The sequence below is a fragment of the Vibrio sp. 10N.286.51.C3 genome (assembly GCF_003050065.1).
In the GTDB taxonomy this organism is placed as follows: domain Bacteria; phylum Pseudomonadota; class Gammaproteobacteria; order Enterobacterales; family Vibrionaceae; genus Vibrio; species Vibrio crassostreae.
This window is the reverse complement of sequence record NZ_PIGC01000001.1, coordinates 1-13,533: the sequence shown is the minus strand read 5'-3', so window position 1 is coordinate 13,533 and position 13,533 is coordinate 1. Positions and strand designations below refer to the sequence as shown.

The 13,533-nt window shown below is 44.6% G+C and carries 12 protein-coding genes; 4 read left to right on the top strand and 8 right to left on the bottom strand.

Translation table 11 applies throughout. The annotated features are described in order from the left end of the window. Positions 1-10: 10 nt before the first annotated feature. On the top strand, positions 11-796 hold the full coding sequence (locus CWO27_RS00060; RefSeq protein WP_004732237.1) for a DeoR/GlpR family transcriptional regulator: 786 nt from the start codon (positions 11-13) through the stop codon (positions 794-796). A gap of 270 nt (positions 797-1,066) precedes the next feature. Beyond that, positions 1,067-2,626 carry a glycerol-3-phosphate dehydrogenase gene (gene glpD / locus CWO27_RS00055; protein WP_048669081.1) on the top strand — a complete coding sequence of 520 codons (1,560 nt, stop codon included), beginning with the start codon at positions 1,067-1,069 and terminating at the stop codon, positions 2,624-2,626. 269 nt (positions 2,627-2,895) lie between these two features. Here the strand turns inward: glpD and CWO27_RS00050 are convergent, their stop codons facing one another. The 4 genes from CWO27_RS00050 to CWO27_RS00035 all read right to left on the bottom strand — a co-directional run bounded on the left by CWO27_RS00050 (position 2,896) and on the right by CWO27_RS00035 (position 7,124). Next, positions 2,896-3,132 carry a YdcH family protein gene (locus CWO27_RS00050; protein WP_012600119.1) on the bottom strand — a complete coding sequence of 79 codons (237 nt, stop codon included), beginning with the start codon at positions 3,130-3,132 and terminating at the stop codon, positions 2,896-2,898. A gap of 665 nt (positions 3,133-3,797) precedes the next feature. Then, positions 3,798-4,493, bottom strand: coding sequence for an aspartate/glutamate racemase family protein (locus CWO27_RS00045; protein WP_107898332.1), 696 nt, complete (start codon positions 4,491-4,493; stop codon positions 3,798-3,800). Between the two features lie 160 nt (positions 4,494-4,653). Next, complete coding sequence (locus tag CWO27_RS00040) at positions 4,654-5,637, bottom strand: HAD family hydrolase (RefSeq protein ID WP_107898471.1); 984 nt, start codon at positions 5,635-5,637, stop codon at positions 4,654-4,656. 242 nt (positions 5,638-5,879) lie between these two features. Next, positions 5,880-7,124 (bottom strand): NADH:flavin oxidoreductase/NADH oxidase family protein, encoded by a 1,245-nt coding sequence (locus CWO27_RS00035; RefSeq protein WP_102480558.1) that lies wholly within the window; start codon positions 7,122-7,124, stop codon positions 5,880-5,882. Positions 7,125-7,403: 279 nt separating this feature from the next. Here CWO27_RS00035 and nfsA point away from each other — a divergent pair, with 279 nt between their 5' ends. Then, entirely contained in the window at positions 7,404-8,126 is a 723-nt protein-coding gene (nfsA, locus tag CWO27_RS00030; protein ID WP_102480557.1) for an oxygen-insensitive NADPH nitroreductase, read from the top strand. A 118-nt stretch (positions 8,127-8,244) separates the two neighbouring features. Here the strand turns inward: nfsA and CWO27_RS00025 are convergent, their stop codons facing one another. Together CWO27_RS00025 and CWO27_RS00020 are read right to left on the bottom strand one after the other, a co-directional pair. Further along, positions 8,245-9,777, bottom strand: a complete 1,533-nt coding sequence (locus tag CWO27_RS00025; RefSeq protein ID WP_102480556.1) for a phospholipase D family protein — start codon at positions 9,775-9,777, stop codon at positions 8,245-8,247. A gap of 205 nt (positions 9,778-9,982) precedes the next feature. Next, positions 9,983-10,552, bottom strand: coding sequence for a TetR/AcrR family transcriptional regulator (locus tag CWO27_RS00020; protein ID WP_102480555.1), 570 nt, complete (start codon positions 10,550-10,552; stop codon positions 9,983-9,985). Positions 10,553-10,613: 61 nt separating this feature from the next. Here CWO27_RS00020 and CWO27_RS00015 point away from each other — a divergent pair, with 61 nt between their 5' ends. Further along, positions 10,614-11,180, top strand: a complete 567-nt coding sequence (locus tag CWO27_RS00015; protein WP_102431537.1) for a dihydrofolate reductase family protein — start codon at positions 10,614-10,616, stop codon at positions 11,178-11,180. A 120-nt stretch (positions 11,181-11,300) separates the two neighbouring features. Here CWO27_RS00015 and CWO27_RS00010 read toward each other — a convergent pair whose 3' ends face one another. Together CWO27_RS00010 and CWO27_RS00005 are read right to left on the bottom strand one after the other, a co-directional pair. Beyond that, positions 11,301-12,581 (bottom strand): dicarboxylate/amino acid:cation symporter, encoded by a 1,281-nt coding sequence (locus CWO27_RS00010; RefSeq protein ID WP_102480554.1) that lies wholly within the window; start codon positions 12,579-12,581, stop codon positions 11,301-11,303. Positions 12,582-12,747: 166 nt separating this feature from the next. Then, a partial coding sequence (locus CWO27_RS00005; protein WP_107898331.1) for a zinc-binding dehydrogenase occupies positions 12,748-13,533 on the bottom strand: 786 nt, incomplete at its 5' end.

The following is a 13,533-nucleotide window of genomic DNA, read 5'->3' as shown; positions in this document are numbered from 1 at the left end:
GGTAAGTTAAGTGAAGCAGATACCAAGACACCAGCAGATTGTAGATCTGGTAAAAACACAAGGATATGTGAGTACCGAAGAGCTCGTTGAAAAGTTCGATGTCAGCCCACAAACCATCAGACGAGACCTCAATGAACTGGCCGATAGCAACAAAATCCGTCGCTATCACGGTGGTGCAACCATTCCTTTAAGCTCGGAAAACACCTCTTATAACACGCGTAAAGCGCTTAACTTCAACGAAAAAGACGTGATTGCCGATGAACTGGTTAAACACATCCCTGATGGTGCAACCCTGTTCGTTGATATCGGCACTACACCAGAATCAGTCGCCCGCGCACTCAACAAAAATCACAAACAATTGAGAGTCGTGACCAACAACATCAATGTTGCGAGCATCCTTCTACCGAACCCAGAGATCAAGGTTATCTTGGCGGGCGGTGAAGTACGTAACCGCGATGGTGGTATTGTTGGTGAAGCGACACTCGATTTCGTGAAGCAGTTCCGCCTCGATTTCGGTATCTTGGGCATCAGTGGCATCGACTTTGACGGCTCGTTGCTCGATTTTGATTACCACGAAGTTCGTGTGAAACAAGCTATCATCGAAAACAGCCGCAGTATCTTCTTAGCCGTCGACCACACTAAGTTTGGTCGTAACGCGATGGTTAAGCTCGGCAATATCTCTCAAGCGCACATGGTGTTTACTAATAAGCAACCACCGGAAGAGATTCTCAACATCCTTAAAGATTCAGCAATACCATTAGAAGTGATCGATACCGCTCGTCCTGTGAGCGAATAACTCAACATAAGTGCTCAGTGACGCCACTTTCTTAAATGAATCACGATTCTTTATAGAAAAGTTAAAAAAGTAAAACTTGCTCACTACCAGTGTCACTTCTATGCTCGAATAAGTTTTATTTGAACCTCTGCATTCATAAGCAGAGGTTTTTTTATGCGCAAATCACATAAAACGCGCATAAACGAAAATAATAAATGACCGCAAACGAAAGTTAAGATAGGATTCACTTATGTTCTAAAATGCTCGTTCGCTCAGCAAGAGGTCAAAATCATGAGTGCTCAACAAAATAATTCAAACAACAGTACATCTTCCACTTTAGACTTGATCGTGATTGGCGGCGGCATCAATGGTGCAGGTATCGCGGCAGATGCAGCAGGTCGCGGTCTCAACGTTGGCTTATACGAAGCAAATGATTTTGCTTCTGCTACTTCATCTGCAAGTTCAAAACTGATCCACGGTGGCTTACGTTACCTTGAACATTACGAGTTTCGTTTGGTTTCGGAAGCGCTTGCAGAACGCGAAGTATTGTTAAGAAAAGCACCTCATGTTGCTCAACCAATGCGTTTCCGTTTACCTCATCGACCATTTTTACGCCCAGCTTGGATGATCCGCTGTGGCCTATTCCTTTACGATAACTTGGGTAAACGCACCACTCTTCCGGGAAGTAAAACGGTGAACTTGGCTAAATCAGGTTTACTGAAGCCAGAAATGAAGACAGGTTTCGAATACTCAGATTGCTGGGTTGATGATGCTCGCATGGTATTGCTCAACGTGTTGGCAGCAAAAGAGAACAACGCAGAAGTACGTAACTACTGCCGAGTTGAAAAAGCGCACCGTGAAGGCGGTATCTGGCATGTAACGATCCTTGACGTAATGACAAACCAGCGTTTTGAACGTAAAGCGAAAGCTCTCGTAAACGCTGCAGGCCCTTGGGTTAAACAGTTCTTTGATGATGGATTAGAGCAGGCTTCGCCTCGTAATATTCGTCTGATCAAAGGCTCACACATTGTTGTGCCACGCATTCATGACGAACCACAAGCGTACATTCTGCAAAACAAAGACAATCGCATTGTGTTCATGATCCCTTACCTAGATAAGTTCTCGATCATCGGCACTACCGACCTTGAATACAAAGGCGACCCGCGTAACGTCGCAATTGATGATGTTGAAGTGGATTACTTGATTGATATCGTTAACCAGCACTTTGTTAAACAGCTTGGCCGTGAAGATGTGGTTTGGACATACAGTGGCGTAAGACCGCTTTGTGACGACGAATCGGATTCACCACAAGCGATCACTCGTGACTACACGCTGGAATTAGATGCAGAGCTTGATCAAGCACCACTGCTTTCGATCTTCGGTGGTAAGTTGACCACTTATCGTAAACTCGGCGAAGCGGCACTTAAGAAGTTAGAACCACACCTAACCAACATGGGTGCGCCTTGGACAGCCAACAACACGCTTCCAGGCGGTAACTTTAGCTGCAGCAGAGAGCAGCTTGCGAAGATGATCCACACTAAATACCCTTGGGCATCTGAAGCGCTATTGCTTCGCTACGTGACTCAATTTGGTACTTACACGTGGAAACTACTGGAAGGTGCGAATAGCGAAGCTGACCTTGGCAGCCAATTCTCAAGCGAAGCCCATGGCGTTTATCAAGTTGAAATCGATTACTTGATCAATGAAGAGATGGCGATGACTGACGAAGACATCTTGTGGCGCAGAACCAAGCTTGGCCTGTACATGAGTGAATCAGAGCAGCAAGCAGTGACTGATTACTTAAAAGAGAAACTACAAAGTAAGGTAGTGAGCTTTTCTCAAGTAGGCTAACCCCACCAGCCTAAAAATGGTTCAAGAACATACTTAACAACGAAGCTTAGCGTCCCCCGCGCTAAGCTTTTTTTATACCCTATTTACAAAACCATAGTGCTAATTGAGTTTACCTATATCTAAGGTTTCTTGTATCCAAACATTCTTATGCGTTCAGATAGGGACTGGAGTGCAGAAACAAAAAAACTCCCGAAGGAGTTTTTATTATCTCAATCTGCAATTCGCTAACTAACTATTTAATTTAGCTATTCAGCAAAATAACCCGCTAGCTAGGCAATTAAGCGAGCATGCAGTGAATCTTTAAGCTCAGAACGATCATGTTTTAGTTGGTGCATCGAGCCGTCATCAATGGGTGAATCTTTCAGCTCTAGTTTACGAATCTCTTTATCAAGGTTGTCGTATGTCTTCATATCTGCTGCAAAGCCATCGTCAGTTTTAGCAAGCTCAGCAATTTTGTCTTTCATTTCAGGAAATTCGTGAACAAGAGAGTGATTTTCACCTAGCATAGAAACCTCTTAAGTTGAGTAAAGTGATTGGTATTACACATTCATTATTTACCTTAGCAAGGGACTCAAATGACAAATGAGATCCAGTACACAGCCTAGAATTTAAACAATTCAAATTAACAAATTTACAACCTTCCACCACAAAGCTATGGTATTGGATTGAGGTTTTTCTCAATAACAAAATCTGCCACTGACGATATGCCATATCACCAAGTTGTTTTTTATAGCCTTTGAATAAAACAAAACCTCACTTGATCGTGAGGCCTTAGACTGGTCGTTGTTATAAACGATAGCTAACAAATTTTGCTACATAAATTGGGGTTAGCTACTACAACCACCCGAATGTACTCGATTCATATCATCACCAACCTGTGATTCAGACCCCGTAGATTGGCATCCTGCCACGAATAATAGCGTTACAGATAAGATAAGCCATTTCATAATAATTCCTCTTTTAGTCATGACTAAAGCATAGTGCTTAAAAGCGCGGATACCTCAGCTATTAACTAAAGCCTTACCTGTCGATAAAGCCTTGGTTAATGAATAAAGCATCGCTTCATTAATTAAAGACCTGCTTTTGTACAAAAAACTTTCACTCCTATGAATAAAAATTGCACAAGAGTGAAAAAGAGGACAGTTATCGAGCTAAGAATAAGAGCTATAAGCTAATCACTCGTCGCCAAGCGCACCGCCGCCTCTGCATGAATGGCTGTAGTATCAAACAAAGGAGCATCAGTATGTTGTTGCTGAATCAGTAAGGCGATTTCAGTACAGCCCAGAATAACGGCCTCTGCACCTTGTTGGCCTAGCTTCTCAATGATTTGACGATAGACAGCTCGAGATTCTTCTTTTACTTCACCTCGGCACAGCTCTTGGTAAATGATGTTGTGCACTTTCTGTCGGTCACTCTCATCTGGAATCACAACATCAATACCGAACTTGTTAGTCAGGCGTCCTTTATAGAAATCTTGTTCCATCGTAAAAGCAGTACCGAGCAATCCGACTTTCTTTACGCTCTGTTCAAGCAGCTTCTGCGCGGTGGTATCAGCGATATGTAATCTAGGAACCGTGATCTTCTCTTCGATCTCAGGCACAACCTTATGCATGGTATTGGTACAGATCAGAATGAAGTCCGCGCCGCCTTTCTCAACAGATAATGCCGCGTCAGCTAAAATATCGGCCGTCTCAGCCCAACGGCCTTGGTGTTGTAACTTTTCAATCTCGTTGAAGTTCACGCTGTACATACAAATCTTTGCAGAGTTAAGCCCGCCCAGCGTCGCTTTAACACCTTCGTTAATGGATTTGTAATAGCTCATGGTCGATTCCCAACTCATGCCACCAAGCAAACCGATCGTTTTCATTTTTTATTCCTTTAATTTCTGACTATCCCGATTAAAGCGTCATGCGTTAAAAATTTATAGTACGTTCTTGCTGAAAATGAGACGAAGCCTTCGCTATTTAGCAAAAAAGCTCGAATGAACCATCCGAGCCTTTGTTGTTTTATCTGAATGTTTATGAGCGTTAATACACCTCACACCAATCGGATTTCATGTCGATTAACGTCCAATCATCTCTAGAGTTCGCTTCATCGAGTGCTTTATCTAGCTTGCCCACATGGGACTCACGATCATATTTCCACTCTCGCTCAGCATCAGTATGGTGAACAATCATCGCCATTGAGTTGGGTTGGCTGGTTGCCCATTGCATCATAGCTTGGTCACCGTCTGAGTTACCGACCGCTAGAATAGGTTTCTTACCGATAATATGCTGAATATTGGTGACCTTTCCGGCTTTGTCATCAATGGTCAAAATGGACGAATCTTTGGTAACGGTCGGATTGCCGTTGTTATAGCTGTAGTTGTATTTAAGTGCGCTACCGATGATCTGCTCTGACGGGATATTGTAAGCCTCAGGAGCCCACACTCTCATGAAGTCAACACCGCCACCCGACACGATGTAAGTCTTGAAGTCATGCTCTTGAAGGTAAGTCAGCATCTCTTTCATTGGTTGGTAAGTCAAATCGGTATAGGCTTGGTTGAAACGAGCGTCTTTCGCTGCGGCTAACCATTGCTCAACATCTTTTTGGTATTGTTCGACTGTCATACCAGAGTGCGTCGCCATGATAATTTTCAATAAACCTTCTTCGCCGCTTCCTAGAACACTCTTAACGTCATCTTCAAGCACGAACTTAAACGGTGCTTCCGTTTTCCATTCAGGGTGTTCAGGCGCCATCTCTTTTACACGAGCTAGCGCAAAGGCCAGCTGGAAGTAATAAGGTTTTTCTGACCAAAGCGTACCGTCGTTATCAAATACAGCAATACGGTCTTGGACCGCAACGAACGTATCAGACTCTGCTTTGGTGGTTTGCCCAACAAAATCCACGATAGCGGATTTACTCTCACTATCCTTCCATGAAGGCAGCAAATTGGGGTCGCAGTCTTTAGCAAAAGATGAGAAAGAGAGGCTAGATAAAATCGCAACTGACAAAAGGGTTATTTTCTTCATAGCAACTACCATGTTATTGAATTAATTGTAGGGTTTAATTCAATTCATCCTAATTGGTCTACTCTGATTTTCCACTTATGAACACTATAACCAATACTCATGTTGGTATTAGATTAGTGCCACAACAAGGACTGACCGAGAGTGCTATACGACGTATTTCTCGAGAATTAAGATTTTAAAAGAGACAAACAAAAAACAGAACATCAATTCCTCAAAGCTCTGCTTTAACAATCCATGACTGCTTACGCTCTGCGCTTTTTGAAAGCGTGCCAACCAGCGCTGAAAATTGTTTTTAACACCACACCGAGTGCGCTTAGTTTTGGGTCGGCGTTCTTGCCAGAGGCAATGCGCCACATCTGATGTTCATACCAAACCAGCCCGACCATCGCCACTTTGTCTAATGCGGGTTTACCTGTGGTTGGCACCGTTAGCGGCATGCCGTGGCTAGGGTTTTCAATTAACTTGTTAGGGAAATCAGGATCAACCGCCATTGTGCGCGCAATGCCAATAAAATCGGTCGCCGAGGTGTTTAATGCTTCATTCATTGCTTGCGCGGTTCGAAAACCTCCCGTGACCACCAGCGGTGTACTCACGAGTTTTCTCGCCTTCACCATGTAATCCATAAAATACGCTTCACGTTTTACTGTGCTGGACTTGATTGATTCAGCTTTGCTCTTTGAACCCATCATTGATGGACTTTCATAGGTGCCGCCAGAGATCTCAATCAGGTCGATACCGTTATCACTCAGTGTTTGCACAACCTGCATCGACTCTTCTTCAGTGAAGCCACCTTTCATGAAGTCAGCACTGTTGAGCTTAATTCCGACAGGGAAATCTTCACCGACCTCTTTTCGAATCGCACGATAAACCTCAAGCACAAAACGAAGTCTGTTTTCAAGTGATCCACCCCATTTGTCTTGGCGTTGATTGTGTCTAGAAGACAAAAACTGACTGACCAGATAACCATGAGCACCGTGAATCTGTACACCAGTAAAACCCGCTTGTTTTGCAAGCTTTGCACTCAGCGCGAATTTATCAATGATTGCGATTATTTCCTTCTCAGTCAGAGCTCGTGGCGTATTAAAGCCTTTTTCTAATCCGCGCTCTAAAGAGATAGCTGAAGGGGCAACCGGGCTATCACATAAGAATTTAGGAATTTGCTTACCTGGGTGATTCAGTTGCATCCATATCTGCGAACCATTCTGTGTTCCAGCCTTCGCCCACTCACGAAATACGCTTAAATCACTGTGCTCATCCAACACCACGTTTTTAGGTTCACCAAGCGCACCTCTATCGACCATCACGTTGCCCGTCATGGATAGGCCAATTCCTCCTTGAGCCCAACGCTGGTAAAGCGTGACTAAACCTTGCTTAGGGTTATGATGTTTATCACCTAGCTGTTCACTCATTGCCGATTTGAACAGGCGATTTTTGATCACTTGGCCATTAGGAAGAGAAAAAGGGTCGTTGAGGCAGATTGGATTCATGCGCGTGGTTACTTTCTTGGGTTTATATATTGCGTCCAGTATGCCCTATTTTATCTGACAGTTCTGAGCATTTAACGCCTATTTCGAAGCAATTTCTGCTCAACAATCAAAACCAGCAGCATAACAACCGACATGAATCAATTATCAACAGGAGCTCAAAAATCGGAGCTAGCACTACAACATTACGCTAATCAGAAAGGCTCTAACGCCCTTTACGCTCATAGTAATTGTCGTTATTGTGATTCTCTACACCATCATCACAAGGACTGTCTGAGAGTTATGAACAGCACGATTGAAACTATTCTGGGGCACCGCTCCATTCGTCAATATACCGATCAACCAATAGAGAAGGAGCACCTCGATTTAATTGTCCAGGCAGGTCTCGCTGCGTCATCATCAAGCTTACTGCAGGCTGTTTCTATTGTGAGAGTGACAGACAAAGAGAAGCGAAAGCTGCTAGCAGAATACGCAGGCAACCAAGCTTACATTGAAAGTGCGGCTGAGTTTTTAGTATTCTGCATCGACTATCAACGCCACGCTCAAATCAACCCTGAGGTGAAAACCGACTTTACTGAACTGACACTGATTGGCGCGGTCGATTCAGGCATCATGGCGCAAAACTGCATGCTGGCTGCTGAGTCTCTTGGCTTAGGTGGTGTGTACATCGGAGGCTTGCGCAACAGCGCTCAACAAGTCGATGAACTACTTGAGCTACCACTACACACTGCCGTGCTATTTGGGATGTGTTTAGGTCACCCGGTACAGCAACCTGAGATTAAGCCTCGCCTTCCTGCTCATGTGGTGATGCACGAGAACCAATACCAGCCGTTGAGCTTAGACGAAATTGCTCGCTACGATGATTCAATGCAATGCTACTACGCGAATCGCTCAAGTAATCAGAAGCAGAGCAGTTGGTCACAGCAGATCACTCAAAAGCTGTCTGGCGAATCTCGTCCGCATATCCTGCCTTACCTAAACAGCAAGGAGCTGACTAAGCGATAGAGCAAAAGCCGCTCTGAAGACAGAAAGAGATTCCGGTGAGCGAGCCCCGTTTTAGCAACACAAACAAAAATGTCAGCGTACGATACGCTGACATTTTATTAATCCGGAGGCCGCTAGCTTACAGATATTTCTCTATCGGAAGTAATTGTAGAAAGCCAGACTGCATTCTCTCCCACTTGCCAGTTTCAGGTTCGCTGTCCCAGCTTTGCTCACCGGAATACCAATACACATCACCGTCTTCCAGTTCCAAGCGCCAGCTATTATCTTCACTCATCGCTTGCTCAATAGTGTCCGCTAATGTTTCAGCAATACCTTTGTTCTTGATGATCAAAACCGATTCCGTATTGAGGTAGGTAGAACGTAAATTGAAGTTAAATGAGCCAATGCTCGCGATACTGCGGTCAAATACCACTGATTTAGCGTGCAGACCATAAGCTGTCTCAGGTGCACATTTAGACACGTCTTGAGTCGATGCTTCACACAGCTTGGAATCTGGTTTTAGCTCAAACAAATCGATGCCATGTTCTAACATGTCGTAGCGTCTGCCCGCGTAAGCAGAGTGATTGGTCACCAGATCATTAGAAGCCATTGAGTTAGTCAATGCTTTGGTCTCGACGCCGCTTTTGTTCAACACTTGCCACTCTTCTAATTGGCCGTCATCAAATACTAGGTAAGCCGATTCTAGCAAGATCTCTTTCTTCGATTCACTGGCTAGCTGACCTAACAGAACTGCGGTCGCTTTCGGTTGATCGGTATTATCTGAGTCAACTGGAACGGGTCGGTCATAAGCGAAACTCGCGTTAACCCAAGTCATCTCACCAAGTGCCTTTTTTAGCAGGCTGTCTGCCGCTTCACGATCTAATGGTAGCTCTGGGTAATTCAGATATTGCGGAGCGGCAATATTCTCAATTTTTGAGATATCGGGTTGTTCTTCATCGCCCAACATATCGACTGGATAAGACCATCGGCTGTTCCAGTATTCGATAAAGCTAGTTTGGATAGTGGTGACGACTGAGCCCATGACCAATACATCACGATCTCGGAAGTTAATCTCATCGGAAAGGTCAAAGTATTCATCACCAATATTGCGCCCACCAACCACAGACAAAGTGCCATCCACGGTAAACGATTTATTGTGCATGCGACGATTTAATCGAGAGAAATCGCCAAGGAAGCTTAGCCACTTACTGAAACCACGGCGTGTTGGCGTTGGGTTGAAGATACGAATCTCGACGTTAGGGTGCGCATCCAGTGCTGACAACAAACCTTCACGTTCGTTGAGGTTGATATCATCCAACATCACTCGAACCTTCACACCACGCTCGGCTGCTGCCAATAAACGGCTGGCTAGGTAACTGCCCGATTCGTCAGAGTTCCAGATGTAATATTGAATATCGATGGTGTGTTCTGCACTTTCAACCAACGCCAAACGCTGTGCCAATGCATCCCAACCAGACTCTTGTAAACGAACGGCGGTAGTCGCCTGCTCTGATGCTTCTGGTTGATATTCATCCGCTAAAACCGACAGAGTGCTTGGTCCATAAGAGGTATACGGTTCTACAGGATGGTCGATGCCTTCTGGCAATGAAGAACAGCCACCAAGAATAGCGACTAAAATTAAGGTTAAACTGATGCGTTGGAGCACAGGCATGTGTCTGACTTCCTTTTCACGGTGACATCTTAGAAACTGTCCCTACAGCTTTGCGACTCACAAGCTGTTCAGGTCTATTCATTGATTATTACTGCTAAAGCCTGAAATTTATAGGTAATTATCCACTATAAATGAAACATCAGTACTCCATCGAGAGCAGCACATAGCTAAACCGCGCCCTGAAACCCTCACCTTTGCTCTGAAATTACTGCGATCTCAACTGTTCGATAGCCAAACAATAAAGGCCTAAAGGCTTTCTTACCACCTCAACCGTAATCTCTGTTCTATCCGGGTTACAGTTCAATGCAAGCGCATAACCGTGCAAATAGTCCACTAGCAAGTGAAGGGCGTCTTCGGTTTGTTCTGATGTAAGGTTCAGCGGACTCAACACCGCTTCAAAGCGTTCACCAAACACCTCAACAGGCCCAAGCGATTTCATCGTTAGTAGAGTTTCTAGCAACCCACGGTAGTCATTCAATACCGACAAGTAACTCACACTAAGCTGATAAAGGTTCTCTTGCCACACTTGGTTTTGCTCAGGCTGTGCCACTTCACCTACTAATGAAACAGTGATCGACTCCAATAGATCATTTTTGTTTTTGAAGTAATGGTATATCGCCATCGCATCGACGCCGAGCTCTGTGGCTAACCCTCTGATACTCGGCACTTTACCACCTTCCCGCATCATGCACTTTGCCGTATCTAAGATCTTTTCGGCACTTAGTTGGCTTGATCCACTCTTTGGTCGACCTCGCTTTTGATCCTTGACAGTCATAACACCACCTCTTAAATTTATATTTCTACACTGTAGAATATTTTAATTTAATACAGCGTAAATGCCAAGTTTCTGTTCAATTTCGGAGTTAACAATGTCAAATATTGTCTTTATCGGTGCGAGTCTTGATGGTTACATTGCAGACAAAAATGGTGGTCTAGATTGGCTACAAGCCATCCCAAATCCAGAAGGTGATGACATGGGGTACAACGCCCATATCGATCGTATCGATGCTTTGGTAATGGGCCGAAACACAATGGATATGGTGCTGAGCTTCGGTATTGATTGGCCTTACACAAAACCTGTTTATGTATTGAGTAACACGTTGACGGAAGTACCTAAAGAGGTTGAAGGTAAAGTGTTCTTGATAAAGGGTGAGCTCACTCAGATCATCGAAGAGCTGAACGGTAAAGGCTTTAACAACCTGTATATTGATGGCGGTGTGACCATTCAAAACTTCCTGAAAGAAGACCTGATTGATGAACTGATCATCTCGACGATTCCCGTTGTTCTTGGTGGCGGATCTCCGCTATTTGGTAACTTAGTCTCTCCTCTCGACTTTACGCTCAAAAACGTCACGACTTACCTTGATGAGATCGTCACTACTCACTACTTACGTAAGTGTTAAATCTGTTGTTCGCATAAAGGTTATGTACCGATCAACACTGAATGACTGCATACATTAACAAACAACAAAAAGCCCGTTCATAATGTCTGAACGGGCTTTTTAATCAAACAAGAATATTCGCTAAGCTGGAGACTCGCTCAGTGTTGGCTCAGATACTGTTGTTTGTTGTTTCTGCCATTTATCCACGACCAGTGCAGCAATCATGTCACCTTCTACGTTTACCGCCGTACGGAATGTATCTAACGGGCGTTCAATTATGAGCAGAATCGCGATCGCTTCCAGTGGTATACCAGCAGCCAATAACACCAGCTGCATGCCAGACATAGACCCAGATGGCATGCCCGGAGCTCCCACAGAAGAGACCATCGCCATAATGAAGATCATCACCAAGCCAGAAGTAGTGAGATCCACACCAAACAGTTGAGCCAAGAAGATCGCAGCAACCCCTTCGAAGAGTGCCGTACCATCCATGTTCATCACTGCACCAAGTGGCAACACCATGCTACTCGTACTTTGCGATACACCGAGCTTTTCTTCTGCACTCTTCATCGCCAAAGGCAATGTAGCGGAGCTTGATGACGTTGCGAACGCCATCGCCATCGGTGCCGAGATACCTTTGAATAGTGTGCTGAGACGAATCCCTGTCATCACCTTTGCAATAGTCGGCAGTACAATTGCCCCATGGATCAAAGTCAGCACAAACACGAGCAAAGCAAACAGTGCCAATTGCTCAAACAGTGACTCACCACCACGAACGGTAAAATCGAGGACAATGGCGAAAACCGCTAGTGGAGCTAAACGAATTATCCAACCAACAATGGTATTGATGCTCTTGTTCAAGCCATGAAGCACCTCAAAAATCGGGTGTTTTTCTGGCAATGAAGAAAGCAGAGCAATACCCAACATGAATGAGAACACAACAATCGCGAGCAAGTTACCATTGGTTAATGCCGCTACCGGGTTCACTAATGCCATGCTAAACAGCTTGCTGGCAATAGCAGCTCCTCCTGCCGCATCTTCGCTGATAAGCTGAACATCGTCTCCAATCGCAGCAACGCTGGTTAAAGGTTCCCAAGCAGGCAACAACAGTGAAGCCCCCAAGCCCAAAGAGATGGCTATCAGCGTCGTGAAGCTATAGAAAAGTACGGTATTTCGGCCAATTTGCTTCAATCGAGTTATCGAACCAATGCTTGTTATACCTTGCAATAGCGAGAATAAAACTACCAAGCCAACGACCATTTTTAGCAAGCCGATATAAGTAGTTTTGCCAAGCATTAAGAACTGATACCACCCCGTTTGGGTAATGCCAGAGGTTGAAGCAATAAGTTGTGCAAAAAGCCATGCAAGCAAAGCAGCTAACATTAACTGAAGAGGTAAAGAGTGGCGAAGTTTAGTCAACATAAGGACAATTCCAGTAACCCTGTAGGACAATTCAGATACCTTTATTAAAGGGAACAACCTTTAATAAAAATATTCCTTGGTAAAGTGTGCCTAGGAAAAAATAAAGTCCGTTAGAGATTCAATCTAACGGACTTTATGAAAACCAGATGAGGTTTAAGATTTAAGGCTATTTATCCATGTGTAGAACAGTACGGATAGACTCGCCTTTGTGCATTAGGTCGAATGCGTCGTTTACTTCGTCAAGGCTCATTGTGTGAGTAATGAACTCTTGAAGACCAAACTCACCTGCCATGTAACGGTTTACGATTTCTGGAAGCTCAGAGCGGCCTTTAACACCACCGAAAGCAGAACCACGCCATACACGACCGGTTACTAGTTGGAATGGACGAGTTGAGATCTCTTGACCTGCGCCTGCAACACCGATGATTACAGATTCGCCCCAACCTTTGTGACAACATTCAAGCGCTTGACGCATCACGTTTACGTTACCAATACATTCGAAAGAGTACTCAACACCACCGTCGGTCATCTCAACGATAACGTCTTGGATTGGCTTGTCGAATTTCATTGGGTTGATGCAATCAGTCGCGCCAAGTTGTTTTGCTAGCTCGAATTTGCTCTCATTGATATCAACACCGATGATTTTGCTTGCACCCGCCATACGAGCACCGATGATTGCAGAAAGACCGATACCGCCTAGGCCGAATACAGCAACGTTGTCGCCTTTTTCAACTTTAGCTGTGTTCAGTACCGCGCCCATACCTGTTGTAACGCCACAACCTAGAAGACAAACTTCTTCAAGTGGTGCTTCTTTGCTTACTTTTGCTAGTGAGATTTCTGGAAGTACTGTGTACTCAGAGAAAGTAGAACAACCCATGTAGTGGAAGATTGGCTCACCGTTGATAGAGAAACGGCTTGTGCCATCTGGCATTAGGCCTTTACCTTGAGTTTC

Excerpts from the sequence above, each read along its gene's own strand:
- CWO27_RS00010 (WP_102480554.1), bottom strand. The coding sequence starts at position 12,581 with ATGTTGACTAAACTTCGCCACTCTTTACCTCTTCAGTTAATGTTAGCT.
- CWO27_RS00045 (WP_107898332.1), bottom strand. The coding sequence starts at position 4,493 with ATGAAAACGATCGGTTTGCTTGGTGGCATGAGTTGGGAATCGACCATG.
- glpD (WP_048669081.1), top strand. The coding sequence starts at position 1,067 with ATGAGTGCTCAACAAAATAATTCAAACAACAGTACATCTTCCACTTTA.
- CWO27_RS00035 (WP_102480558.1), bottom strand. The coding sequence starts at position 7,124 with ATGAATCCAATCTGCCTCAACGACCCTTTTTCTCTTCCTAATGGCCAA.
- CWO27_RS00020 (WP_102480555.1), bottom strand. The coding sequence starts at position 10,552 with ATGACTGTCAAGGATCAAAAGCGAGGTCGACCAAAGAGTGGATCAAGC.
- CWO27_RS00050 (WP_012600119.1), bottom strand. The coding sequence starts at position 3,132 with ATGCTAGGTGAAAATCACTCTCTTGTTCACGAATTTCCTGAAATGAAA.
- CWO27_RS00015 (WP_102431537.1), top strand. The coding sequence starts at position 10,614 with ATGCCAAGTTTCTGTTCAATTTCGGAGTTAACAATGTCAAATATTGTC.
- CWO27_RS00040 (WP_107898471.1), bottom strand. The coding sequence starts at position 5,637 with ATGAAGAAAATAACCCTTTTGTCAGTTGCGATTTTATCTAGCCTCTCT.
- nfsA (WP_102480557.1), top strand. The coding sequence starts at position 7,404 with ATGAACAGCACGATTGAAACTATTCTGGGGCACCGCTCCATTCGTCAA.
- CWO27_RS00025 (WP_102480556.1), bottom strand. The coding sequence starts at position 9,777 with ATGCCTGTGCTCCAACGCATCAGTTTAACCTTAATTTTAGTCGCTATT.